This is a genomic window from Microbacterium sp. 2216-1 (assembly GCF_046507855.1).
In the GTDB taxonomy this organism is placed as follows: domain Bacteria; phylum Actinomycetota; class Actinomycetes; order Actinomycetales; family Microbacteriaceae; genus Microbacterium; species Microbacterium esteraromaticum_C.
The window spans coordinates 147,306-172,694 of sequence record NZ_JBKFTM010000002.1 but is presented as its reverse complement, the minus strand read 5'-3'; the positions used below and the strand labels follow the sequence as shown (position 1 = coordinate 172,694).

The 25,389-nt window shown below is 66.6% G+C and carries 21 protein-coding genes; 13 read left to right on the top strand and 8 right to left on the bottom strand.

Annotated elements, in window-relative coordinates; genetic code table 11:
- Window positions 1-21: 21 nt before the first annotated feature.
- On the bottom strand, window positions 22-429 hold the full coding sequence (locus ACLD0U_RS08675) for a very short patch repair endonuclease (RefSeq protein ID WP_410340380.1): 408 nt from the start codon (window positions 427-429) through the stop codon (window positions 22-24).
- Here ACLD0U_RS08675 and ACLD0U_RS08670 point away from each other — a divergent pair.
- From ACLD0U_RS08670 to ACLD0U_RS08645, 6 genes are read left to right on the top strand one after another with little or no spacing between them, the layout of a single operon-like run.
- Entirely contained in the window at window positions 365-5,323 is a 4,959-nt protein-coding gene (locus ACLD0U_RS08670; protein ID WP_410340379.1) for a sacsin N-terminal ATP-binding-like domain-containing protein, read from the top strand. The two genes, ACLD0U_RS08675 and ACLD0U_RS08670, sit on opposite strands and share 65 nt — an antisense overlap.
- Window positions 5,221-6,837, top strand: a complete 1,617-nt coding sequence (locus ACLD0U_RS08665; protein ID WP_410340378.1) for an NERD domain-containing protein — start codon at window positions 5,221-5,223, stop codon at window positions 6,835-6,837. Before ACLD0U_RS08670 ends, ACLD0U_RS08665 begins: the two co-directional genes overlap by 103 nt.
- Window positions 6,834-10,025, top strand: coding sequence for a helicase-related protein (locus tag ACLD0U_RS08660; RefSeq protein ID WP_410340377.1), 3,192 nt, complete (start codon window positions 6,834-6,836; stop codon window positions 10,023-10,025). The genes ACLD0U_RS08665 and ACLD0U_RS08660 overlap by 4 nt, the downstream gene beginning before the upstream one ends.
- Complete coding sequence (drmB, locus tag ACLD0U_RS08655; protein ID WP_410340376.1) at window positions 9,922-11,841, top strand: DrmB family protein; 1,920 nt, start codon at window positions 9,922-9,924, stop codon at window positions 11,839-11,841. Before ACLD0U_RS08660 ends, drmB begins: the two co-directional genes overlap by 104 nt.
- Window positions 11,842-11,894: 53 nt before the next feature.
- A complete protein-coding gene (locus ACLD0U_RS08650; RefSeq protein WP_410340375.1) occupies window positions 11,895-12,992 on the top strand; it encodes a DNA cytosine methyltransferase in 1,098 nt (365 codons plus the stop codon).
- A gap of 59 nt (window positions 12,993-13,051) precedes the next feature.
- A complete protein-coding gene (locus tag ACLD0U_RS08645) occupies window positions 13,052-13,375 on the top strand; it encodes a hypothetical protein (RefSeq protein ID WP_410340374.1) in 324 nt (107 codons plus the stop codon).
- Window positions 13,376-13,943: 568 nt separating this feature from the next.
- On the opposite strand, the gene ACLD0U_RS08640 is transcribed toward ACLD0U_RS08645, so the two are convergent.
- From ACLD0U_RS08640 to ACLD0U_RS08630, 3 genes are all read right to left on the bottom strand, one after another.
- Complete coding sequence (locus ACLD0U_RS08640) at window positions 13,944-14,441, bottom strand: DUF427 domain-containing protein (protein WP_410340373.1); 498 nt, start codon at window positions 14,439-14,441, stop codon at window positions 13,944-13,946.
- A gap of 71 nt (window positions 14,442-14,512) precedes the next feature.
- Entirely contained in the window at window positions 14,513-15,592 is a 1,080-nt protein-coding gene (locus tag ACLD0U_RS08635; protein WP_410340372.1) for a GNAT family N-acetyltransferase, read from the bottom strand.
- 37 nt (window positions 15,593-15,629) lie between these two features.
- Window positions 15,630-16,349: an alpha/beta fold hydrolase gene (locus ACLD0U_RS08630; protein WP_410340371.1), complete on the bottom strand. Its 720-nt coding sequence runs from the start codon at window positions 16,347-16,349 to the stop codon at window positions 15,630-15,632.
- Window positions 16,350-16,430: 81 nt separating this feature from the next.
- Here ACLD0U_RS08630 and ACLD0U_RS08625 point away from each other — a divergent pair, with 81 nt between their 5' ends.
- Window positions 16,431-17,120 (top strand): helix-turn-helix transcriptional regulator, encoded by a 690-nt coding sequence (locus tag ACLD0U_RS08625; RefSeq protein ID WP_410340370.1) that lies wholly within the window; start codon window positions 16,431-16,433, stop codon window positions 17,118-17,120.
- Between the two features lie 13 nt (window positions 17,121-17,133).
- Here the strand turns inward: ACLD0U_RS08625 and ACLD0U_RS08620 are convergent, their stop codons facing one another.
- Window positions 17,134-18,033, bottom strand: a complete 900-nt coding sequence (locus ACLD0U_RS08620) for a J domain-containing protein (RefSeq protein WP_410340369.1) — start codon at window positions 18,031-18,033, stop codon at window positions 17,134-17,136.
- 147 nt (window positions 18,034-18,180) lie between these two features.
- Between ACLD0U_RS08620 and adhP the strand changes: the two genes are divergently transcribed.
- Entirely contained in the window at window positions 18,181-19,248 is a 1,068-nt protein-coding gene (adhP, locus tag ACLD0U_RS08615) for an alcohol dehydrogenase AdhP (RefSeq protein ID WP_224818392.1), read from the top strand.
- 88 nt (window positions 19,249-19,336) lie between these two features.
- Here adhP and ACLD0U_RS08610 read toward each other — a convergent pair whose 3' ends face one another.
- Window positions 19,337-19,738, bottom strand: a complete 402-nt coding sequence (locus ACLD0U_RS08610; RefSeq protein WP_410340368.1) for a cupredoxin domain-containing protein — start codon at window positions 19,736-19,738, stop codon at window positions 19,337-19,339.
- A gap of 149 nt (window positions 19,739-19,887) precedes the next feature.
- On the opposite strand from ACLD0U_RS08610, the gene ACLD0U_RS08605 reads away from it, so the two are divergent.
- Window positions 19,888-20,814: a VOC family protein gene (locus ACLD0U_RS08605; protein ID WP_410340367.1), complete on the top strand. Its 927-nt coding sequence runs from the start codon at window positions 19,888-19,890 to the stop codon at window positions 20,812-20,814.
- A gap of 34 nt (window positions 20,815-20,848) precedes the next feature.
- On the opposite strand, the gene ACLD0U_RS08600 is transcribed toward ACLD0U_RS08605, so the two are convergent.
- Window positions 20,849-21,343, bottom strand: coding sequence for a MarR family winged helix-turn-helix transcriptional regulator (locus ACLD0U_RS08600; RefSeq protein ID WP_410340366.1), 495 nt, complete (start codon window positions 21,341-21,343; stop codon window positions 20,849-20,851).
- 90 nt (window positions 21,344-21,433) lie between these two features.
- Here ACLD0U_RS08600 and ACLD0U_RS08595 point away from each other — a divergent pair, with 90 nt between their 5' ends.
- Together ACLD0U_RS08595 and ACLD0U_RS08590 are read left to right on the top strand one after the other, a co-directional pair.
- The gene (locus tag ACLD0U_RS08595) at window positions 21,434-22,009 is read left to right on the top strand and encodes an NADPH-dependent F420 reductase (protein WP_410340365.1); all 576 of its coding nucleotides are present in this window, start codon (window positions 21,434-21,436) and stop codon (window positions 22,007-22,009) included.
- Window positions 22,010-22,086: 77 nt separating this feature from the next.
- On the top strand, window positions 22,087-22,266 hold the full coding sequence (locus ACLD0U_RS08590) for a hypothetical protein (RefSeq protein ID WP_206550928.1): 180 nt from the start codon (window positions 22,087-22,089) through the stop codon (window positions 22,264-22,266).
- A 7-nt stretch (window positions 22,267-22,273) separates the two neighbouring features.
- On the opposite strand, the gene ACLD0U_RS08585 is transcribed toward ACLD0U_RS08590, so the two are convergent.
- A complete protein-coding gene (locus ACLD0U_RS08585) occupies window positions 22,274-23,074 on the bottom strand; it encodes an alpha/beta fold hydrolase (RefSeq protein ID WP_224818184.1) in 801 nt (266 codons plus the stop codon).
- A 195-nt stretch (window positions 23,075-23,269) separates the two neighbouring features.
- Between ACLD0U_RS08585 and ACLD0U_RS08580 the strand changes: the two genes are divergently transcribed.
- Both ACLD0U_RS08580 and ACLD0U_RS08575 read left to right on the top strand, forming a co-directional pair.
- Window positions 23,270-24,784: an MATE family efflux transporter gene (locus tag ACLD0U_RS08580; RefSeq protein ID WP_410340364.1), complete on the top strand. Its 1,515-nt coding sequence runs from the start codon at window positions 23,270-23,272 to the stop codon at window positions 24,782-24,784.
- Between the two features lie 180 nt (window positions 24,785-24,964).
- On the top strand, window positions 24,965-25,366 hold the full coding sequence (locus tag ACLD0U_RS08575) for a hypothetical protein (RefSeq protein WP_274367915.1): 402 nt from the start codon (window positions 24,965-24,967) through the stop codon (window positions 25,364-25,366).
- Window positions 25,367-25,389: the final 23 nt, after the last annotated feature.

Here is a 25,389-nt window from a genome sequence, read left to right as displayed (position 1 = left end):
GCTTCCGACTTGAGACCTGCTTCAGCCTTGGTCTGCACGACCACTGTCCGCACCAGCCGCCGTACTGCTGCACACGGCATGAGCGATCGCGTGAGCAATCACAGCTGGATCCTCGTGCTCCCAGAAGCGGAGAACAATCCAACTCGCCTCGCGCAGAGCCTCGTCGGTTTCGCGGTCCCGTTGCATGTTCCGCTGTAGCTTCGGTATCCAGTAGTCCGCGTTTCGCTTGGGCAGGGTCGCGTGCTGCGGGCACCCGTGCCAGAAGCATCCATCGATGAAGATCGCCACCCTCTGCTTCGTGAATACGATGTCGGCTCGACGTCGCCCGCCGATGGGGGCGAAGTCGACGCGATAGCGCAGACCCATGGCGTGGATGCGGCGTCGTACGACAAGCTCGGGCGACGTGTCGCGCCTCCGGTTCGCAAGCATCGACCGCCTCGACCCCTCGCTGCTCGCCCATGACATACAGGGCACGGTAGTCGCCTCACCGCTGAAAGTCTGCGGCCACCGCTACGTTAGTGAAGACGGATCACGGAGCAACCGGGAGCAGGGGATGTCGGGAACGATTGATGCGTGGACACCTGATGGAGCGCTGGTACGCGAGATTGACGAGCAGTTCGAGAGCGCGATCGCCGCTTACGCAGCCAAGCCCACATTGATCACTGAGCATGCCAATCACGAAGAGTCCATTCGGACGGGCGGATACGCGAACCGGACGCTCCTGGAGCTCGTTCAGAACGCCGCTGACGCCATGGCCGGCAGTGGCCCGGAAACGGGCCCTGGGCGGGTGGAGATCGTGCTGGATCCCGCTTCGAATGTCCTGTACTGCGCCAACTCCGGTCGGCCGTTCTCGAAGAACGGTCTCGTCGCCATCACGCACGCTCATCTCAGCGGCAAGCGAGGAGATGAGATCGGTCGTTTCGGACTCGGGTTCAAGTCCGTGCTGGCGGTCACGGACTCGCCACAGGTTCTGAGTCGTTCGGTGTCGTTCGAGTTCAACTCCGCCAAGGCGCAGTCAGCGATCAAGAGCATCGGATCCGCTGACCGGCGGCTCCCGGCGCTCCGCACCGCCACCCTGCTCGACGCGGATCGCGTCTTCGCCGAGGACCCGATCGCAAGGAGTCTCGCCGAGTGGGCGACCACCATTGTCCGTCTCCCGGATGTGGACGACACCGCGAGGATTCGTCGAGAGATGGAAACCTTCACGTCCGAGTTCCTCCTGTTCGTCAGTGCCGTACGGGAGGTCAGGCTTACGGTCCTCGGGGATCGAGGGTTCGCGACCAGCCACGTGTCGAAGGATCTCGGGAACGGCCGATTCAAGATCGAACGTCCTGATTCGACCGGTGACGAATGGCTCGTCGACGAGCGGATGCACGCACCCAGCCCGGCGGCTCGACGAGAAGTCGGCGAGGCGGTCTCCCGCAACGAGATCAAGGTCAGCATCGCGATGCCCGTCAGGCCTCGCCGTGCCAACCCGGAGGCTGGGGACACTGGCACTCAAGTGGGCCAGTTCTGGAGCTACTTCCCGCTGCAGGATCGTACATCTGCCACCGCATTCTTCAACGCGCCGTGGAGCGTCAACGATGACCGAACTACGCTGCTGAGGAACGGGTACAACCGTGAGATTCTCGCAACGCTGGCTGAGATGTTCGTCGAGTTGCTCCCACGCGTCAGCAACGAACAGGATCCTGCTGCACACCTCGACTATCTCCCGGCTCGAGGTCGAGAAGCCATCTACTTCGGCGACGAAGTCCTGTGCGCGCTCGTGCCGCCGCTGGCCGTCGCGGCGGCACTGATACCCGACGGTAGTGGTGTGCTACGACGTCCGCAGGAGCTCAGGCCCCTCGATCTGACATGCGAATGGAAGATCCCCGAGATCGCCCACGAGGCGTGGATCGCTTCGCCGAACACCCGGAACGATGTGCCGCACTGGCGCAGCTACAGCTCCACCCAACGGGTCGCGCGACTCCGGCAGCTGTTCGCGGTGAGCGTGAGCCCGGACCGGTTCGACGAGGACAGCCGCGATATGAAGCGCGCGCTCGAACTCGTACCCAAGCGCGGCATCCAGTCCTGGCTCCGCGAATGGGCAGAGGGAGACGATGTCGAATCAGCGGCCAACGCAGTCAAAGTCGTCATGGCAAATCGTGGGGCCGAAGAAGCGGACAAGGCCCGCGTCATCCCGACGACCGACGGGCTACGCGCACTCGCAGACAGAACGCTCGCCTTCCTCTCGAAAGCCGACGACCTGGAGATCGAGGGCGCGGTGTTCGTCGTTCCCGAGTTCCTCGAGTACCCGGACATGGAGCGGATCCTCCGCTCCGTCGGGTTCCGCGACCTCGATCCCATCGCCATCCTCAACGCCCGCCTTGCGAAATTGACGACCGACGACGGTGCCGAGCAGCAGGCGAAGTTCTGGGACGCCGCACTCGGCGTCAGCACTCGTGACGCAGCGAGCGCTGTTCGCGCAACCCCGACCGCGCGGGTGTTGGTGCCGACGCGGGACGGCGCCTGGCACTGGCCCCAGCAGGTTCTCGATCTGGACGGGGACCTGCCCGGCGCCGACGGTGGAGTCCTCCTTGATCGACAGAGGTGCGTTCCCGCGCTCGCCCACGAAATCGGAGTGGTGAACTCGCCGCAGCGCGACTACGACTTCGAGGACGAGGCAGCCGCCGGCGACTATCGGGATTGGATCGTCGCGGACCTGAACAGCAGACTCACGCCTGGTGAACGCCCGATCGAGCAGATATCGCTCTATCCGAGCCAGGGCAGCTCTGCCGGCCCGTTCTCGGTCCTGATGATCCTCCAGGCCTCAGGCGCAGCTGACCAGATCCGCGAGAACTGGACGCGCGGTCTGCTGGAGTTCGGCGACGCTCCCTGGGACTGCGAGGACACCGCCACCGGAGTCTCATACCGCGCAAAATCGCCGGTTCGATGGGCAGTCGAACGAGCGGGATTGCTTCGGACGTCCCGCGGCTTCCGACCGATCTCCCACGTCGTCGCTCCCTCGCTCGTCGAGTACCGGGATCTGTTGCCGCTCTACGAGGGACCACGCATTATCGTCGACACGCTCCAGCTGCCGCAAGACGTGTCGACGATCGCGCCTGAAGTCCTCCGGGACGCGCTCGCGACCGAACTGTTACCGCCCCAGCTCACGGACTCGGTTCTGGTCCGCTTCATCCTCGAATCCGCTCCTCTGGCATACCCTGACGGGCATCCCCCACGTGTGCCTGCTCGTGTCGGACGCGTGATCGAATCACGTGCGACAGGGACCGTATACATCGCCGTGGACGACGAGCAACGCGATTACCTGGCGCAGCACCAACGCCCCTACTTGCGGGCCAGCGACCTTGACGCCGAGCGGCTCGTCGATGAAGTCGGATGCAAGCGATTCGAGGACTCGTTCGCCTTTTCTATGCGAATCGATGGCCAGCAGGACCCGGAGAGGCTGCTCGACGTCTTCACCGGACTCCGAGGGCGGCCCAGCAAGGAGGACCTGGGAAGTGCGACGTTCTCCCGCGCTGAGTCCATCGCGAAATGGGTCACAACCGAGGACGGCGTGGAGACCCAGTCGCTCGACTCATACCGAGACGGCGTGGACTTCGTCGTGGCGGCCGGCATCCCGGAGAGGGATTCGTTGCGACTCGTCAGCGAAGCATTCGACCTCGGCCTCAACAACGCGGAGATCGAGCGAGTGCTCGAGGTCGGCCTCGCTCAACACCTGGAACTGATCCGGCAGGAGGCGCTGTCGGCGACGACGAACGCAGATCGACTTGAGGTCTATTTCGGTGCTGACGATCTGCGAGAGAAGCTCCCGAAGGGACTCTGGCAGGGGTTGGAGGCGCAGGGTCTCGTGTCCAAGAACACGTCGGCTGCGGAGCTCTGTCTGTCCGTCTATGGAAGAGACACCATGCGGGAGCTGACCGATCTCTTCCGGCGGGAGGGCTTCCCCGACGTTCCGACACAGTGGGCCGGTGGTGCGGCGACCATCACCTGGCTGCGAAAGATGGGTTTCGGATCCGAGTTCGCTGGGCAGCGGACGCAGCGCCAGGCCGCGGAGTTCGTCGTACCAGGCGCAACCGTGCTGCCGGAGCTGCACGACTACCAGTCGCGCATCAGCACGGAGCTCCGTTCTACCCTGCTGGAGGTCGATGACGCGGACCGTCGCGCCAAAGCCATGGTCGAGCTGCCCACAGGAGCCGGCAAGACACGTGTCGCGACGCAGACCCTCCTTCAGCTCTTCATCGATGGAAAATTGGAGGGTCCGGTCCTCTGGATCGCTCAATCCCAGGAGCTCTGCGAACAGGCCGTGCAGACCTTCAGTGAGGTATGGCGCGGCCTCTGCACGGAGCAGCGGGTCGACATGCCCCTGACACTCGGACGGCTCTGGGAGAGCAATGACGTCCAAGAGCCCGACACCGCTCACAGCATCATCGTCGCGACCGACGCGAAGCTCGAAGTGCTCCTCGGCAGCGCAGAGTACGACTGGCTCAGCCGCCCAGCAGCCGTCGTCATCGACGAGGGTCACGTAGCCGGCACGTCCACTCGATACACGCGAATCCTCTCGTGGCTCGGAGTGGACGGAAGACGATTCGAGCGGCCGCTGATAGGTCTCTCCGCGACACCGTTCAAGGGCACTTCCGTGCAGGCTACGGATCAACTGGCAGCGCGCTTCGGCCGGCGGAAGATCGCCGCGTTCGAGGAGAATCCGTATCAGGAGCTCGTCGCGCGAGGTGTGCTGGCACGAGTGGAGCACGCGGTGCTTCAAGGCGCAGTGGTCCGGCTCTCGGACGACGAGGCCCGCGAGGCGAAGCGCACGAACCGCGTCAGCGGTCAAGTGCTGGATCGAGTCGCAGCCGACCACGCCCGAATGGGGATCCTGGTCGACAGCATTATGAACTTGGAACTCGAGCGAGCTCGTTCGGTTCTCGTGTTCACACCGAACGTGCTCTCCGCGCAGGTCCTCGCCGCGACGCTCCGGTACCGAGGCATCGAGGCCGCCTCGGTGAGCGGTCAGACCGGCCGACAAGAACGGCGCGACGTGATCAAGCGCTTCAAAGACGGCGAGATCCAGGTGCTCGCCAACTGCGACCTCCTTACGCAGGGTTTCGACGCACCGGGCGTCACGGCGCTCTACATCGCACGCCCGACCTTCAGCCCGAACGCCTACATCCAGATGGCCGGTCGCGGCCTGCGTGGTCCGAGGAACGGCGGCAAGGACGAGTGCCTGATCGTCGACATGGCCGACAACTTCGGCAACGCGGACATCAACAACCTCCTCGGCTTCCGCGAGTACGAAGAGCTGTGGCAGGAGCAGCAGTCGTGATCCTCAGCCCAGACCTTCAGGACATCGAACGCACCGCGCAGAGCGACGCTGAGCGCAAGCTCGCTCGACTCCTCCACGCCGTTCCGAGTGCCGACGCCGTCGCGTTCCATTCAGTCAAGCTGCGGACCGCCCCTGGGAAGCAGATGGCCGAGGCCGACTTCGTCATCCTCTGGAAGGGCGTCGCGATCATCGCCGAGGTGAAGGGCGGTGGCGTGAAGAAGTTCGATGGCGCTTGGTACACCATCGACAGGCACGGCGACAACCACAAGTTGAAGTCCTCGCCTATCGACCAGGCCCGGGACGCGATGTTCGCTCTGAGGGAGATCCTCAAGGAGGACGGGCTCGGCTGGTATCCCTCGGAGGCGATCGCCGTTACGCCGGACATCGGGCATCCACCGACGGACGTCGCATGGAAGGCCACGCATTGGTTGGCCAAAGAGTCGATGACCGTCGACGCCTTGACCTCCGCGCTGGACGCAGTGGCCCGTGTGGCGCCGATTGCCCCGAGCGGTGCGCCTGCGGCTCGTATCGACCACCTCCGAGAGCGGCTCTTCGGCGAGTTCTCGAGGCTGCCCATCATCGACGCGCAGCGAGGCGCTGTGATCGACGAGCAGAACATCGCTACCGCAGAGCAGGCGAGAGTTCTCGCCGGTCTATCGAAGAATCCGCGCATTCTCGTGTTCGGCGGGGCAGGCACCGGGAAGTCCGTAGTGCTGGCAGAGGCGGCGAAACAGGAGGCGGAGGCGGGGAGATCCGTTCTGGTGACTTTCAGATCTCCCGGTCTTCGGACGTTCTTCGAGCCGCGATTGACCGGGCGAGCGATCGAGGTGCGCGAGTTCGATGCGATCGACCCGTCTTCGCAGTTCGACGTCCTGCTCATCGACGAAGCGCAGGATCTGATGTACCCCGGTGCCATGGATGTGCTCGATCAGGTCGTCATAGGCGGCCGAGGGCAGGGACGCTGGAGGATGTTCCTCGACCAGAACAACCAGGCTCACGTCGACGGCCGCTTCGATGACGACGTCTTCGAGATCGTCCGTACCGAAGGCATCGAGTACGACCTGAGCAAGAACGTCCGCAACACTCGGGCGATCGTCCACATGGTCCAGGAGTACCTGGGTGCCGATGTCGGCGACCCTGGGATCGTGAACGGTGAGCGCATCCAGTGGGAGACGGCGGCCGAGGGGGAGTCGCGGACTCGGGCGATGCGCATTGCGAAGTCCTTCAAGAAGGAGGGTGTCAAGGCCGCCGACATCTGGGTCATTCCGTCAACCGCGGTTGAATCGCTCGATGAAGTCGTAGACGGGATCCGGGTTCTCAGCCCGAGAGTCGCGAAGGGGCTCGAGGCGGAGCACGTCATCGTCTGCGAACTGCCGATGGAGTTCTCGGACTCTGCACTCGCGGCGTTCTACGTCGCGTCGACGCGCGCGCGTGTGACCCTCCACGTCGTCTGCACCGGCGCCGACCGTCGACGCCTGCAGTCGCAAGTGCGCAGGGCGGAGGTCACGGCGTGACGCTCACCCCAGCACAGGCGCGTGCGCTTGACCATCTCCGTGCGGCCTACGTCGGACCCGAGCAGGGTGAGGACGAGGTGCTCATCGATAATCGTCCCTCGCTGCAATACGCGGTCGGCATGCTCTTCCCGTCCGACGATGAGGTCGCGGCGTCGGGAAGCGTCCCTGCAGGAGAGAACGATCCGGAGCAGTTCGTCATGGCTGACGTCGAAGAAGGCGATGTCGAAGAGGACGATGCGACGAACCCGCTCGCCGAGGACTGGCGACCGTCCTCCGCGGCAATCTCCTTCGTCACCGACTCCGAATCCGTGCTCTGCGACTTCTCCGCAGGCACTTATGCGCTTATCGAGGACGACGGTCCGCAGCGATGGCAGCGCACCGGCCATGAGTTCCGGAACATCGAGCTCACGCGAGGAAAGGCGCAGATGCGGCAGATGGATGCCGGTGACGTTCCGTTCGAGATCGGCACCCGCTGGCGGCCATACGGCGCTTCGAACTGGCTCGTCACGCTTCATGTCCGACTTCGGACAAGGACGACAGGCGACGAGCGCACCGACATTCCGCTCATGCTGTTCCAGGTCGCTCTGTCCGCGCACCCCACCGAGGGCGCTCGCATCCTCGAGTACGACGTGTCGCGGGCGATCGACGTCGACCCGGAGGCCGCAGAACTGCGTCTGAGGTATCGGAGTCGCAAGGTGTTCGCAGTCGGGCACGGTATGGCCGCGGACTGGGAGATGGACGAGCGCGGGAACTGCGTTCGCATCAAGCTTGACCCCGTGCCCCACTTCGTCGTACCGGCGATCGAGCAGACCGGCGGCGATGATCTCGACGGCCGCGCTCGACCCGCGCTCGATCTCGCGTTCCTTGCGACGATCGACTCGGAGCCGGCACCAGTGCTGGAAGCGCTGGGATCGTTCGTCGACTCCTTCTCCGAGTGGGTCGCGGATCAGCGTGCGCAGGCATCAGAGCTCGGCGCGGAGGCCGAGTCGATCGCCGATCGCGCGGGGATCACGGTGGCTAGGATGCGCCAGGGCATCGACCTGCTCGCGGACCCGACGTCGGCTGGGCCGCGAGCGGCGTTCGCACTCGCCATGTCGGCGATGCGCCTCCAGATGCGCCAAGCCGCTCTCGGCCGCGGCGAGAAGGACCCGGCGCCCGCGTGGCGTCCGTTCCAGCTCGGATTCCTCCTGGTGTCGCTCGCATCGACCGTCGACGACGCCCACCCTGACCGGCCACTGGTCGATCTGATCTGGTTCCCGACCGGAGGCGGCAAGACCGAGGCGTATCTGGCGCTCGCCGCCATCGTGATCTTCCTTCGCCGGCTCGAACACGGCCCGACCGGTGGCGGGACAGCGGTGATCACGCGCTACACCCTGCGCCTGCTCACCTCGCAGCAGTTCCAGCGTGCCGCGTCCCTGATCTGCGCGATGGAGCTGCTCCGCGCAACGGATCAGAGGGTGAAGGGGATGGCCCGATTCTCGATCGGGCTCTGGGTGGGGAACGAGGCGACGCCGGGCACACGCGCCGACGCGAAGTACGCTCTCGACCGGCTCTACAAGGCGCAGCACCCGCAGGATGCGAACGAGTTCCAGATCACGGAGTGCCCATGGTGTCTGACCGAACTGGTCCCGGTCAAGAAGGACGACACGCGCCGGCTGTACGGAGCACGCCAGGTCGGCAATGACGTGGTCTTCCGATGCGTGGAGCCGGCCTGCGAGTTCTCGCATCGCGATCTCCCGATGAACGTGGTGGACGAGCTGCTCTACGAAGAGCCGCCGACCTTCCTGCTGGCCACGGTCGATAAGTTCGCTCGCCTCCAGTTCAAGGACTCCGCCGGGCGATTACTCGGCATCGGCACGCCCTATCGGAAGCCGTCGCTCATCATCCAGGACGAGCTGCACCTGCTGTCCGGCCCACTCGGCACGACCGTCGCAGTCTTCGACGCCGTGATCCAGCTGCTGCTGAACAGTGCCGGCTCCGCGCCGAAGATCGTCGCCTCGACCGCGACGATCCGCGCGTCCGGCTCCCAGGTGAAGGGTCTGTACGGCCGGAAGGTGGCGCTATATCCACCGGCCGGGATCGACGACGACACCACCTTCTTCGCCAGCCCGGTGGCCAGCGGCGAGGGCCGACTGTACGCCGGGATGATGCCGCAGAGCGTGTCCCAGGCTACCGCTCTCGTCGCCGCCGCCTCACCGCTGCTCGAGCTGCCAGGGGTCCTGGTCGGCGCAGATCGCATCGGCGACCGCATCGACCCTTACTGGACATTCGTGATGTATCACAACAGCCTTCGGGAGCTGGGACGTACGGGAGCCCTGCTCCTCGACGACATCAACGGCCGACTCGGAACTCGGGCAGACCGGCTCGGGCTCGGGCTGAGGACAATACGCGCGGACCGGGTGCTCGAGCTGACGAGTCGTCGCGGACCGGAAGAGCTGCCGAAAGACCTGCGACAGCTCCGAGTCAGCGCGGACGACTCCGACGACGCCGTGGACGCGGTGCTGTCGTCGAACATGCTGTCGGTCGGAATCGACGTTCAGCGCCTCGCCCTGATGCTGATGGTCGGACAGCCCAAGACGACGGCGGAGTACATCCAGGCCACTAGCAGAGTCGGTCGCGGATCGGTGAACGGCATCGTGATGACCCTGTTCCGGTCGAATCGCGCACGCGACCGGTCCCACTTCGAGACGTTCCGCGGCTACCATGACGCGCTGTACCGGAGCGTCGAGCCGACGAGCGTCACGCCTTGGTCCCTGTCATCCCGAGATCGCTCGCTCGCCGGTGCACTTATCGCGCTGCTTCGGCACGCTGTACCGGTGCTTGCCGGGGAAGGCGATGCAGGCGCGTTCGATCTCTCCGATGAGCGCTTCCGAGCCACGGTGGAGGCGCTGATCGAGCGCTTCCTCGATCTGGTCCGGGAGTCCGAGGAGGACGAGACGACCGCAGTAGACGACCAGGTCGGGCAGCTTCTCCGCGAATGGGATCGGAAGGCGCACGAGGCCCGCGACGCCGGCGAACGGCTCCGATACGAGCACCGCCAGGCGGGAGATCGGGCGCTGGTGAAGCGCTTCGGGCAGCCGGGTGATGAATGGCTGGTCGGCGACTCGATGCGCTCCGTCGAGCCGAATGTCGCGGTCGAGGTGCAGGAACCCCAGCGGGAGGTACGGCGTGCAGAAGATCCGTCATGATCTCCGTCTATCGGAGACGGTGTCCCCGTTCGGCGTCGGTGCGATCGTCGACATCCGGGGGGAGTCGCTCATCGCTCCTGACACCTCGTGGTGGGACCGGAAGGTTGCGCCGGAGATCCATTGCGACCGACTGGTCGACCAGCTCGTGCAGGGCGGGCGCCCGCGCCCGGTGCTCCGTCAGGCCCCTTCGCATGCTGGGAGGGCCGGGCAGGAGACCGCGAGCCTGCCCTACTGGCGATTCCCGGCATGGCGTTTCTGCGAGCGATGCCTCAAGCTCTCCAAGCTGACGACGATCGACAAGGGGCGTTTCCGCAATCGGTGCGACTGCGGCGGAGTGCTCGTTCCGATGCGGTACGTCGCAGTCTGCAAGACGGGCAGTCACGTCCAGGACGTGCCCTGGTTCATGTGGGCCCACCGCGGGCACGATGAGGGGGTGACCGAGGAGGTCCGCGTCTGCCGCGCGTACAAAGAGCTCCGCTTCGAGCGTTCGAACACGAGCGGTGAAGGCCTCGCCTCCCTTCGAGTCGTGTGTGATGGATGCGAGCGCTCGCGCCCCCTGTCCGATCTCGTGGGCGGCAGCGCGCTGCATCGAGATGGGGTCCGATGCGAAGGCCGCCAACCCTGGGAGCCGGAGGACTCGGTGGTCGAGCCGTGCAACGACGACCTCGTCGCGGTCCAGCGTGGAGCGACCGGCAACTACATCGCCGACCGCGTCTCCGCGCTCGACATCCCCGAAGAGAAGACGCGGTCGGAGGAGCTGAGCGCAAAGATCCGGGCTCACGACTACTTCCAGCGCCTGGTCGATGATAACGGTGGGCCGAAGTCGGAGATGATCGCCGGATGGATCGCAGAGGAGGTCGGCGTCGGCGCCGACACGGTCTTGTCTGTCGCCGGAGGAGAAGAGCACTCGTCCGACGGCGCGATGCATGTGCTCAAGGACGGCGAGTGGGCTGCATTCGTGAAGAAGATCGCCGGTGGCAAGGATCGGGAACTCAGCGACTTCGTCGTCGACGGTTGGTCCGACGCGTCCATCACTTCCGGGCCGTCTGAGCTTCGCGGTGTGATTGCAGGGATCGGGCAGGTGCACCGCGTCCGTGAGGTGCGCGCTCTCAAAGGCTTCCGTAGGCACAGCCCGAGTGCCTCGTTCATCAGCGCCGACCTGGGGCGGGACCCGAAACAGCGCCCGGTGTATCCATCGCTGGAGCTGTTCGGCGAGGGTATCTTCCTGCAGTTCGATGAGGAGGCGCTGCAGGTGTGGGAGTCCCTTCCAGACGTGCAGGCCCGTGCGCACATCCTCATGGACCGTCGCGATCAGCTGGAGTGGGCCCGCTCGCGTCTCGACGTCCCGGAACCTCGCTTCATCGCGCTGCACACCATCGCTCACCTGCTGATCCGTCGCCTCGCCTTCGCCAGCGGTTACTCATCGGCGGCCCTGCAGGAGCGGGTCTACGCGAGCACTGACCGCCCTGACAACACGGCGGGTATTCTCATCTACGCTGCGGCGGGCGACGCGCAGGGTACTCTGGGTGGTCTTGTCCGTCTCGGCGCCCCGAACCTGTTGATTCCTCTGCTCGTCGCAGCGCTGGATGATGCCGACGTGTGTTCGAACGACCCGGTGTGCATCGAGAGCGATCGGCAAGGGTCATCCCAGTTGAATCTCTCGGCTTGTCACGGCTGCGCCCTCGTGAGCGAGACCTCCTGTGAGACGGGCAACCGACTCCTGGATCGGCAGCTCGTACTCGGCGGAAGCGAGGTGACGGGGCTGCTCAGTGGTGTGCTCCCCGCCGTACGGGCCGCCCTGGGAACAGGTTCATGAGTGCGCCGGCGCGCCGGCGGGCTGCACGACTGAAGGCTGATTACGATGACGAAGTGACCCGTGAGATCAGCGTGCTGGACCTGTTCGCCGGGGCGGGTGGACTCACGGCGGGGCTTCATGCGGCCTCGGACCGATTCCGAACCGTCGGCGCAGTGGAGATGGATCGTGCCGCCGCGGCCTCGTATGAGGCGACCTACGGTGAGGGCATCGTCTACGCAGGCGACATCAAGACGTGGCTCGCCGAGGAGGATGTGCCACGCGCTGACGTGATCATAGGCGGCCCTCCCTGCCAGGGGTTCTCGAGCCTTGGGAAGCAGGACGTCGAGGACGAGCGCAACTCGCTCTGGCAGGAGTACGCGGAGACGATCCGGCGTGCGCGGCCGAAATACTTCGTTGTCGAGAATGTCGCCGAGTTCAAGAAGTCGCCCCAGTATCGACAGTTCAAGGAGGCAACCTCCGAGCGCGGAATGCTCGCTGAGTATGACTTCCAGGCGGAAGTGCTGAACTCTGCCGACTTCGGTGCCCCTCAGGCTCGACGACGAACGGTGATCATCGGTTACCGTCGAGACCTCGGCTTTCCGGGGTTCCCTGAGCCGACGCACTCGGCCAATCCTGAGGTCGACGGACTGATGCCTTACGTGACCGTGAGGGATGCGCTGGGTCGTCTGCCTCGAGTGCCGGACCGGGACGAACTGTTCGATCGCCGGCGGACCCAGTTCGGTGGCAGGCAGTACGCGGGAGTGTTCTCGGCACGAGATCTGCACTGGAGCCGGAGATACACCGATCTCTCGCTGAAGCGGTTCGCGGTGATCCCGGCCGGTGGCAATCGACGCCATCTGGAGCCGTATCCGGACCTGATGGCGCCGTGCTGGACGAAACACAAGACCGGCTCTGGCGATGTCATGGGCCGCCTCCACTGGGATCGTCCCTCCGTGACGATTCGCACTGAGTTCTTCAAGCCCGAGAAGGGGCGGTACATTCACCCGGAGGAGGATCGGGCGATCACTCACTACGAGGCTGCGGTGTTACAAGGCTTCGCTGCTGAGCATCGATTCGTGGGTTCGCGTACCGATATTGCGCGGCAGATCGGCAACGCTGTGCCGATTCCTCTGGGCGCCGCGATCGGCCGTCTCCTCGCGGACGTTCTCTGACCCGAGGAATCGGACTTCGTGTCGAGCGCACGTTGCATCATCCTCGCTACAGTGACCTCATGGTCAGGTTCCGGCAGGGGAGGGTACCTTCGACGATCGAGCCAGTCGAGGGACTTGCCGACCTGGTGTCCAGCCAGCTCGATCTGCTGGAGAACCAGCTTGGGCGACAAGAAGCGGCGATGGCAGGTCGTCTCTCCAACTCAAATACCCGTGCTGCCATTCTCATGGGCGTCAGCGGAGCTCTTGGAGGCACTGAACTCGTCATCTCCTCTGGAAGCTTCTGGATCAGTGCGGTTTGCTTGGCTTTCTATCTGATCGCGGCGGGGTGTGGACTCGCTGCGATGAGCTCTCGGCTCACCGAGCAACCCGACCTGCCGCCTTGATCGGCGAGTATGCGGACGCGGCCACTGTCTCCCTCCGTCGATCGATCCTCAGCAGCCGACTTACATCTCACGAACGCTCGCGCACCCAGTTGACTGAACGGCATAGTTGGTTGGTCCGCGGATTCGTCGCGCGGATGCTGGCGTGGCTCGCTTCGGGTGTGGGGACGATCTACGGGTTGGCACACCCAGAACTAGAATCCACGGTGCCGATTGAGATAAATGGAGGAGATCAGTGACAAACGTCCCCGATGAGCAAGATCGACCTGAGAAGCTGCCCAAGAGCATCACTCAACCGGTCGTGGAGCACGGTCAAAAGCCGGACCCCGTCTCTGAGCTACGAGCATCCGAGTAGAAGACCCGGCCCCTCGGCGTTCCTCTTTTGGCTTGCGCTCATGTAGGAATCCGCCATTTCTCATGGAATTCTGAGACCGAAGCCGCCGCCAACTACCGTGGAACCCCCGGCGCTATCTGCCATCTCGGCCGGGAACCTACATGCGTAAGTGTAGGTTTCGCCAAAAGCGCAGGCCCGCGCCCTCGTGACGTCCACGTCGGGTCGTTCGGTGGCGATTCACCAGCCCAGCGAACCCGGTTCTCCCTTGAATGGCCCTCGAACGCGTGCGGTGATCCAGCCACCGTAGAAGCGACCCGGTTGCGGGGTGACCCGCTCGCCGCCAACGGTGCAGGCATCCATGTCACCGGCGTACACGGCGACGCGTCCCTTCAGCTCACGGAATCCGTGCGTTGGGTTCGGGTATGTCCACGCGGCTCTGTGTACGCTCCGAGTCCCACCGTGGACATCGAAGTAGGCCGCTTCACCCTTGAACTCGCAGCGTGACGTTCCCTGAACAGGTGTGAGCGCGCCGCTGACGAATGACGCCGCAGGTAGGTAGTAGACGGGCGGGTGGCTCGTCTCGAGCACACGCACGGCGTCGAGGGTGTCTGCGATGAGTACACCGCCGAGGCTGATCGTGACGCGCTCGAGCACACGTTCAACTCGGGGCGGTCGCGGATAGGCCCATACCGACTCCTCGCCAACGCCCACGGGATCCGGCTCCGGTCGTCTCATACCGTGAGCGTACTCGCGGCTGTGATCCTATTCGGGTGTGCCCTCGGTGAGCCCGCCCCCAACCCGACCCCTCATCCTTGACGCTGCGTCGCGTACCACGATCGGTGCTGCACGCTGGCGCCGAGCGACTCGAACAGCGCCAGCGATGCGGTGTTGCTCGACTCGACGTCGACGAGGTACGAGCGAACCCCGCGCTGCGCCAGCATGGCGGCGGCTGCCCGGATCACCGACCGGCCGGCGCCGCGCCGGCGCAGCTCGGGGTGGGTGACGAGGTTCGTCATCACGCCCCATTTGTTGCGCTCCACGATGCGGCAGGTCGCCACCAGCGACCGGCTGCCATCCGCCCGAGGGGCGTATGCGGTCACGACACTGCATGGCTGGTCGGCTTCTATGAGCGCACGGAACGCTTGCGCAGAACCCGGGTCGCGCTGGCTCGCCCACACCGCGAAGTGCGTCTCGGTCGGCCGGTCGCTCACATCGATGACCAGTCCCGGCGCGGCAGCATCACGCGGAGCCACCACCTCACCGGCCGCCTCTTTCGTGGCGCCGGTCAGCAGCAGTGTCGATTCGGAGGTGCCGTACCCGCGTGCCGAGAGCAGCGGCGCCAGGCCGGCGCATTCGGGGGCCAGTGCCGTAGACGGGTCGGCCGAGTAGATCTGCACCCTCGCGGGCTTCTCACGGGTGGCGTACCAGGCCTCGACCGCGTCGAGGCTCTGTTCCCAGCCCAGACCCGTATCGGTGACCGGCAGAGCGCTGTTGGCCCGCTGCGTGGCCGAATCCGAACTGCGCAGCAGCCACCCCTTCGACAGCAGCCCGAGATCGGAATCGGAATCCGACACCTCATCGCGCAGGTTGTCGATCTGCAGCCACGACGAATCCGCGGGCAGCCAGGCCGCGGCCGAGATGCGACGCAGGTCGACGGCCGAGACGACCCGGTGTGTGCGCCCGGCGCGCGTCGGCGCCGGCGGCACCTCGTGCACGACCAGGATTCGCGCCCGCTCCACCCGCACCGGGCCCTGCTTGGTCGAGATCTCGACGCTCTGCTCATCGACGGCGCGGATCACACCCAGCGCGTCAGACGTGGCGTGCGTGTCGCCCGGGTGCAGTGCGTAGCGCACCACCACTCGTTTGCCGGGTTGCAGATCGTTCACGTCGCCCCTTCCGCCGAAGAGTCCAGCCTCTCACCTCTTAGCGGCTGACCCCGGCAAGCACCTCCGCGAGGTCGCCGGGACGGCTCCACATCGGCCAGTGCCCGGTCGGCAGATCGCGGTAGTCGACGTCCGTGTAGTTGCCGAGCTCGGCGAGCATCGGGTGTCCTGCCGCGACGAGTTCGATCACCTGTGCGCTCGGGATCGAGCAGCACACTAGCGTCGTTGGCACGGCGAATCGAGCCGCGTCGGTCAGCTCCACGGCCTGCCGCAGCACGGGCTCTGGCTGCGCGACGGCACGGGATCGAAAGCGCTCGAGTGCTGCCGCCTCGAGTCCCTCGACGCTCGCCTGCTGTGCGAGCACATCGAACGGCGGCAGCGCGAGCGCGCCTTCCCCTTCGGGGTACTCGGGTGCGAAGGCGCTGCCGGGCGCCACCGGGCCGCTGTCGACCCACACCACGCGGCGCACGCGCTCGGGCATGCGATCCAGCACGAGGGTCACCGGCGCATTCGCTCCGCTGTGCGCGACGATCACCACGGGCTCGGACTGAGCGGCGACAACGCGTGCGATGGCCGCCGCCTGGTCGTCGAGCGTGCGGTCTGCCCGGTCGGGGTCGGTCTCGTCGAGCCCGGGCAGCGTCAGGGCTGACGTCGGCACGCCCTGTGCTTTGAGCAGGCGGGCGACCTCGTCCCAGGCCCAGGCGCCCAGCCAGTGGCCGGGAACGAGCAGGAGTGGGGGAGTGCTGGTGAGATGCGTCATGCCACCAGCGTCGCAGGGGCGCGCGACAACGGCATGGCACTGTTTATGACAAGGTTTGAGAAACTTTGGCAGGGTGGTGAGGTGAAGAGAACCGAACGTCTGCACGCGCTCGCAGAGATGCTGCGACGCCGTGGTGCGCGCGGATGCACAGCGCAGCGGCTGGCTGACGAGTTCGGCGTCTCGTTGCGGACGATCAAGCGAGACCTCGACGCTCTGGAGAACAGCGGTGTGCCGATCTGGTCGAGGCCAGGACCGGGCGGCGGCTACGGTGTCTCGTCGCGGGCGAACCTGCCGCCCATCACCCTGAGTCCCGCGCAGGCCGTCGCGCTGCTCGCGGCCGTCTCTGCCGCAGCCGACGCGCCCTTCGCCGACCTCGCCTCGGCAGGCGTCCGAAAGATCATGGATGTGCTCGACCCCACCACGCGCGCGAAGGCCGACGGGCTCGCGCGACGCATCTGGGTCGACGGCGGCCAGGCCCCGGGGAGAGCGATCCGGTCGGCGCTTGAAGAGGGGATGGCCGAGCAGCGGATCGTGCGCCTGCGTTACACGTCCGGCGACGGTGTGACGACCACGCGCGATGTCGAGCCGGTGATCTTCGCCTCGACGTCCGGACGCTGGTATCTGATCGGGTGGTGTCACCTGCGGCAGGCGATGAGATGGTTTCTCGTCACTCGCATCGAACGCGCGACCGTGACCGCGACGCCGTGCGGTGACCACACCGTCGACGAGATCGGCGAACCTCCGCCGACGGCACGATCCGTGCAGGCCTGAGACCGGCCCGCCATCACGCGAACCGCACGGTCTGCTGCAGGCGGGTGCGCACGTCGAACAGTTCGTTGCCGCCGATCACGCGCGTGCCGCGGATGCCCGTCCGCAGCACCGTCGGCAACACACTGCGCCGCATGACGGCGACGAGCATGCTGCGTTCGGTGCGGATCGGCACGACCGGCTCGGCGAGGTCGTCGTCGGGAAAGACCAGCAGTGCCGCGCTGAAGCGCACGCGCGCGGTGCGCGAGAGAAGTCGGATGCCCTTGACCAGACCGCCCACGGGGGCATCCGCTCCCAGAACCTCTCCGCCCCGGAACCGCACATCCCCGCCGGTATCGGCCGACATCACACCGAACAGCCCCGACGGTCCGAGCACGACGTGGTCGATCTTGCCGTCGGCGTCCGCTTCGTGAGGTGCGGCCACGTCGTGCCACACGGTGAAGCCCATGCCGAGACCGGCGAGGATCCGCGCACTCTCCTCCTCGGCGAGGGCGTGCGCCAGCAGCGCCCGCAGCTCGACGGGGATCGTGCGCACGAACGCCGGATCGTACGGGGCGGCGATGTCAGCATCCGCCCACTCCTGCACCCGCGCGACGTACTGGCGGCGCAGCCAGCCGCCCGCCTCGCCGTGCACCTGCGCGCGCGGACGTGTGTCGGTGCGCTGCGGCGCACCCCACCCGCTCCACTGCTCCGCGCCCGCGAAACCGTGCCCGCGGTCGTACGCGGCGCGGCTCTGCGGGGTGCCCACCAGCTCCCACGCCCGCTGCACGCGGATGAAGACGGCGGCGTCGCCGCCGGCATCCGGATGCGTGCGACGCAACTGCAGCCGGAAAGCCCGGCGCAGCTCGTCATCGGATGCCTCGGGCGCGACCCCCAGAACCTCGTAGGCCGATGCCGAGAGGGGACTGTCGAACATCGTTCTCCTCGTATCGGTCGGCGTTCTCAGGGTATTCGGCAGGGGTTTCGCGGCCGTGCAACCGAGCGCAACCGGGTGCAACGGAGGCGCACGTACCTTCATGCCCGAGGGCGGCGACCGTCCGCCCCGCACAAGGAAGTGAAACCGATGACCATTCTGACCGAAACCTCTTCGAGTACCGGCCGCGGCACAGTACCTTCCGGCACGATGCGTGCCGCCGTCACCACCCCCGAGCACACGCTCGCGGTGCAGGACGTCTCGATTCCCACCCCCGGCCCCGGCCAGGCCCTCGTGCGCCTGATCACCAGCGGCGTGTGCCACACCGACCTGCACGCCGTCCGGGGCGACTGGCCCGTCGCCCCGAAGGCCGACCTCATTCCCGGCCACGAGGGCTACGGCGAGGTCGTCGCGCTCGGCGAGGGCGTCACCTCGCTCGAGATCGGCCAGAAGGTCGGCAACGCCTGGCTGTGGAGCGCCTGCGGTGAGTGCGAATACTGCCGCACCGGCTGGGAGACCCTGTGCGAGAGCCAGCACAACGGTGGCTACTCGGTCGACGGCAGCTTCGGCGAGTACATGCTCGTCGACGAGCGCTTCGCGGCACGCATTCCCGATGGCGTCGACCCGGTCGAGGTCGCCCCCATCCTGTGCGCCGGCGTCACCGTCTACAAGGGGCTGAAGATGACCGGTGTCAAGCCGGGGGAGTGGGTCGTCATCTCGGGAATCGGCGGGCTCGGCCACATCGCCGTGCAGTACGCCCGCTCGATGGGCATGCGCGTCGTCGCCGTCGACATCGACGAGAGCAAGCTCGCCCTGGCCCGCAAGCACGGCGCCGAGGTGACCGTCAACGCGGCCACCGACGACCCCGGCGAGGCCGTGCAGCAGGCCATCGGCGGAGCCCACGGTGTGCTCGTCACCGCCGTGCACCCGAAGGCGTTCGGCCAGGCGCTCGCCGTCACCCGCCGCGGCGCGACGATCGTGTTCAACGGTCTGCCCCCGGGCGACTTCCCCGCCGACATCTTCGACATCGTGCTGCGCGCGATCACCATCCGCGGCTCGATCGTCGGCACCCGGCAGGACATGGCCGAGGCGCTCGACTTCTTCGCCCGCGGAGAGATCCACCCCACGGTCGCCGTCGAGCCGCTCGACGACATCAACGACATCTTCGAGCGCATGGAGCGCGGCCAGATCGACGGCCGCATCGTCATGAAGTACTGAGCCGAGAGGCTCTGATCAGACCCATCGGTGCGCCTCCGCTGCGGTGAGGCGCACCGATGCTGTTCGCGAGGCGCTGCTCAGGGCGATGTCAGTCGATCGCCCGGATCGTCATCTCCATGCCCATCGCGCGGTGATTGCCGACCGAGCACCAGGCATCCATATCGGCCGAGATCACGCCGACCTCGATCACCTCGGTCTCGCCCGGGCCCAGGTGATCCGTACCGGTGCCGTTGGCCAGCACGAGGTCGTGCACGTCGGTGCCGGTGTTCTCGAACGTGATGATCAGCTCGTCGCCGACGGGCACCTCGACGACGTCGGGGATGTATCGCATGCCCTCGACCGTCACGGTCACCTCGGTGCTCTCACCGGTCGCCTCGATGTCGGATGCTGCCTGCCCGGCGACGCTCTGCGCCGAGGTGCATCCGCTCAGCAGCAGAACCGCCGCGATCAGTGCGGTGGGCGTCACGAACGGGCGGCGGATGGATGACACGGGCACTCCAGGGTCGGGCGAACACTCGGCATCCATCCTCGCCCATCGGTGCGGCGCGACCCTCATCGTCCGATCGGATCGGGCGGCGGGAATGAACCGGTGCAGCGTTTGGTTGTACATTCAACCAACGCATTGCACCGGAGGAAGCCATGAACGCTCAGCGCACCACGTCAGCACCCGATCGGGTCCTGAACGCCCATACCGCCATGGACGCGGTGACGCTGCGCGTCGGCGACCTCGAGATGATGACCTCGTACTACGCCAACGCGCTCGCGCTCGAACCGCTCGAAGAGCGCTCCCGCGGCACCGAGGTGCACCGCGTGCTCGGGCGGGGCGCCACCCCGATGGTGCGCCTGATCGGCACGCCGGGTCTTCCCGCTGCCGATCCCCGCCAGGCCGGCCTGTTCCACACGGCATTCCTCTTCGACGATGCGCCCGCGCTCGCCGCGACCGTGCTGCGCGCAGCGCAGGATCAGCGCGGTCAGTTCGTCGGATCGAGTGACCACCTGGTCAGTGAGGCCTTCTACTTCACCGACCCCGAGGGAAACGGCATCGAGCTCTACGTCGACCGTGACCGCTCGCAGTGGCGGTACGAGCACGGCACCCTGCAGATGTCGACCCTGTATCTCGACCCGAACGCGTACCTGCAGCGCCACCTCGACCAAAGCGTGCTCGCCGGTATCGGCACCACTGCAGGGCGAGTCGGCCACGTGCACCTACAGGTCGGCGACATCCCGACGGCCCGCGCCTTCTACGTCGACGCACTCGGGTTCGAGACCACCGTCGACACCTACCCCGGCGCCCTGTTCGCCGCCGCGGGCGGCTACCACCACCACGTCGCGATGAACACCTGGAACAGTGCCGGCGCAGGCCCGCGCGCCGCGAGCCTCGGCCTCGGCGAGGTCGCCCTCACCGTGCCCAACCGCGACGACCTCGATGCGCTCGCCGCTCGGCTCGCCCGCCGGGGTCTGCAGTTCGCCGACGACGGTCGATCGATCTCGCTCGATGACCCCTGGGGCACGAACGTCACGGTCGCACTGCCGGGTGCCGACGTCGACGAGGTACTCTCGCGCTGAACCGGCCCCGGCGCGGTTCAGCGCGAGAGTGGGCTCAGCCCATCCTGCTGGCGAGCATGCGCTGTTCGGGGTCGAGTCGCGTCAGGAGTGCGATCGTGATGTCGTGCAGCTGGCGTCGCTGCTCGGTGGAGAGTGCGTCGAAGACCAGTGCGCGCACGGTATCGACGTGACCTGGGGTTGCGCGGATCACCTTGCGGTGCCCGTCGGCGGTCAGCTTGACCAGCGTGGCCCTGGCGTCTTCTGTGCTGCGCGCGCGCCGTACGAACTCGCGCTTCTCGAGGCGACTGACCGCGTGAGAGAGCCGCGAGAGCGTGGCATTGACGCCCATCGCGAGGGTGGTCATGCGCAGCTCGCGCCCTTCGGCGAGGGCGAGCATCGAGAGCGTCGCGTAGTCGAAGTGCGTGAGGTCCTCGTCGCGCAGCAGTTGCGCATCGACCTCATGCGGCAGCAGCTCCAGCACTGCCGTGAGGGGTGCCCAGGTGCGGCGTTCCTCGTCGGTGAACCCGCGTGGTGTCCGTGATTCGGCCATGTCCCGATCGTACCGGGAATAGTTGACACTTCAATGATGTTGACCACGACAAGACGTTGAACATTCAACTACTTACGACAGGAGCACATCATGACCACCATCACGATCTTCGGCAACGGCAACATGGGCCAGGCCATCGGCGGCGTCTTCGCACGAGGCGGCGCGTCGATCCAGTACGTCGGCAGCGACGACAAGGCGGCCCACCTCGAGGGCGACATCGTCGTGCTCGCCGTGCCCTACCCGGCGCTGGCCCAGATCGCCGATGACTACGCCGACCAGCTCGCCGGCAAGACCGTGGTCGACATCACCAACCCGCTCGACTTCAGCACCTTCGACGCCCTCGTCGTGCCCTCCGACAGCTCGGCCGCCGCCGAACTGCAGGCGCAGATCCCGTCAGCGCACGTGGTGAAGGCGTTCAACACCAACTTCGCCGCGACCCTGGTCACCGGAACCGTCGGCTCGCACGCGACCACGGTGCTCATCGCCGGTGACGATGCCGCCGCCAAGCAGTCCCTGGCCTCGGCGATCGAAGCGGGCGGCCTGCACGCGGTCGACGCCGGTGCCCTCTCACGCGCGCGCGAGCTCGAAGCGCTCGGCTTCGTGCAGCTGACCCTCGCCGTGTCCGAGAAGGTCGGCTGGAACGCCGGCTTCGCGCTTAACCGCTGACCGACTGACGTCAGAGCGAGGGGTCCTGCACCGTACGGTGCAGGACCCCTCGCTACGAACGCGTTTAGGCTGGTGCCGTGAACAAGAACACGGTCTGGACCATCCTCGGTGTGATCGGCGCGGTCGTCATCGCCTGGTGGCTGGTGAACATTCTGTTCGCCGTGCTGGGCCTGATCGTGAAGCTCGCCCTCGTCGCCGTCGTGGCTGTCGTCGTCTACTTCGCCCTGCGCGCCTTCTTCCGCAGCGGCGCAGACTGATAGGCGCTCACCCGCGCAGGAACTCCAGCGCGGCCTGCCGGAACTGCCGCGAGCCCGGCGCGTTGAAGTGATGGCGTCCCGCGATTTCGAGGAACGAACTCTGCGGAGCCGCCGCCGCCAGACTGCGTGATCCCGCGATCACCGCATCCTGCTCGCCGGTCGCGAACAGCACCGGCTGTTGCGGCGCGTGTGCCGGATCGGGGTCGATCGAGCGCGAATCGCGCAGCCCCAACGCAAGTGCGAGCAGAGCTTCGAGGTCGTTGCCGGGAACGCGCTCGGTGAGCTCCAGATAGCGTCCGGTGCGGGCATCCGTCACCGGTGTGCCGTCGGCGATGTACCGGCGCACCTGCGCGACGTCGAGATGCTCCAGCGGGATGCCGTCGGGTACGCCGCCCAGTACCGCCCGCGGGATCCGATCGCCGAGGTCCTGCAGAACCTCCCAGCCGATCCGCGCGCCCAGCGAGTAGCCGACGTAGTACGCCTCGTCGATCAGGAACGTGTCGAGCACGGCTTCGACGTCGGATGCCATCGTGCGCACCGTGTACCCGGCGGAGTCATGCGGCTTCTGGCTGCGGCCATGGCCGCGCAGGTCGATGCCCAGCACGCGGTAACCCTCGCGCTCCAGCATCCGCACCCATCCGGTGAGCACCCACGTATCTCGCGTGCTCGATGCGAAACCGTGCACGAGCACGACCGTGGGGGCCTCCGCGTCGCCCCACGAGTACGTGGCCAACGCGACGCCCTCCTCACCCACCTCGACGCGCTGCGGGTCGGGCATGCGGATGAGATCTGCGAGGGGGATGGCCACCCCTCCATGATGCTCCTCACGCCACAGTCCGGGCGCGGATCGGCGCAATCAGATGATCGAATCTCCCCGACCCCTCCCCAACGCCGAAACGATTCGATACACTGAATCACCCGCATGGCGCCGTCTTCGATCACGGTGCCATTCGTCTTCTCTGGCCGCACTCCGGCATCCGCTCTCTCCCCCTTTCGAGCTCTCATGGCAACCACCCTCATCACCGGACGCCCGTGGCGCGTCATCCTGGCCTTCTCTGTGCCGCTGCTTATCGGCAACGTCGTGCAGCAGCTGTACCAGTTCGTCGACACGATCGTCGTGGGACGGCAGCTCGGCGTGAACTCCCTCGCCGCTGTCGGCGCCACCGGCAGCCTGATCTTTCTCGTCATCGGCTTCGCCTGGGGGCTGGGCAGTGGCTTCGCGATCCCGACCGCCCAGGCGTTCGGTGCCGGAGACGCCAGGGGAGTGCGCCGCTCGGTCGCCACCGGCACCCTGCTCACGGCCGCCACCAGCCTGATCCTCACCGTGTGCGGCCCGATCATCGCCGGGCCGTTCCTCGAGCTGATGCAGACCCCGCCCGAGCTGCTCGCCGAGGCGACCGTGTTCACCCAGGTCACGTTCCTGGGTGGCAGCACGATCATGTTCTTCAACTACCTGGCCGCCATCATCCGATCGATCGGCGACTCGACCACTCCGCTGGTGTTCCTCACCATCTCGTGCGCTCTCAACGTCGGTCTGGTGATCCTGATGGTGGGCCCGCTGGGCTGGGGCGTCGCCGGAGCCGCGTGGGCCACCGTCGTCGCGCAGGCCGTCTCGGTCGTGCTCTGCCTGCTGTTCATGTGGCGGCGTCTGCCCGTGTTGCACGTGCACCGCCCCGACTGGAAGGTCAGCGGATCCGACGTCGCCCAGCACCTGCGCCTGGGCCTGCCGATGGGCTTCCAGGCCTCGATCATCGCCATCGGCGCCCTGATCGTGCAGGTCGCGCTCAATCGACTCGGCGCCGATGCCGTCGCCGCGTACACCGCGGCATCCCGCGTCGACAGTCTCGCCGTGGCGTTCCTCGCATCGCTGGGACTCGCCGCCTCGATGTACGCCGCACAGAACCTCGGAGCGCGTCGCCCCGACCGCATCCGTCGGGGAACGATCCAGGCGATCTGGATCGCGATCGCCGCCTCGGTCGTGCTCGGGGCGCTCCTGATCGCCTTCGGCGAGCCCGTCGTGCGCCTGTTCGTCGGTGAGGGAGCAGACGACGTCGTCGACATGGCGCACCTCATGCTCATCATCAACGGACTCAGCTACTCGACGCTGGGCGTGCTGTTCGTGCTGCGTGGCGTGCTGCAGGGCATCGGCCGCGTGCTGGTGCCCACGATCACCGGTGTGATCGAGCTGGTCATGCGCGTGGTCGCCGCACTGGCACTGGGCGGGGTTTGGGAGTTCACGGGTGTCGCCCTGAGCAACCCGCTCGCTTGGCTGGGTGCGATCCTGCTGCTGATCCCGGCGTACATCGCCGCCCACCGCCAGTTCGCGAAGATGACCGTCGACCCTGTCGAACCGACCCTCACCACCCCGATCACCACGATCACGACGCCGATCCCTGTGGTCGGCCCCAGCGAGGGCTCGCACACCGTCGATGCGGTGTTCACCGCGCCGGTTCCGATCGCGCGACCGCGCCTGACGAAGGTGCGGATGCCCCGCGTCGGCCGCCGACGCAAGGACTGACCGCCGGGCAGGCGGGCGTCGCTGCGCGGCGATTCACTGGCGTGTCACCCGTGGTGCACACATCATCCTCTGGGATGATGCCGAATCGTTCTCAAGGAGGGCGTGACAACGCGATCTATGCGCGTAACCTTGATGTCAGATGGTGCGCGGGGGGCGTGCACCGATGACCGGGGGGTCGCAATGTCAACACTTCCAGTGGCGAACACACTGACGTCGGTTCTCGTGCCGATCGGATGGGCCGGAGCCGTCTTCGCCATCGTCTGCGCCATCGTCGTGCTCTACGCCGTCGCGCGCGGCGCCGCGGGGCTGACCGGCGGCGCGATCGGCGTGTGGTTCGTCGGGGCACTGCTCAGCGTCGCGTCGTCGTTCGCCAGCCAGTGGACGCCGATGATCATCGCCGGCGGCGCGCTCGCCGCGGCTCTCGTCGTCGGCGGCATGGTGCGGATGCTGACACTGCCGCGCCCCGTCACGGCGAAGCCGGCGGCATCCGTCGTTCCGACCGCAGCGTCCGCTCAGGTTGCGAAGTCGCAGACGGTCACGATCAAGACGCAGTCGATCAAGACGCAGCCCGCCGCGGCCTGAGGCGTTCGCGCCTGCTGGCTCTC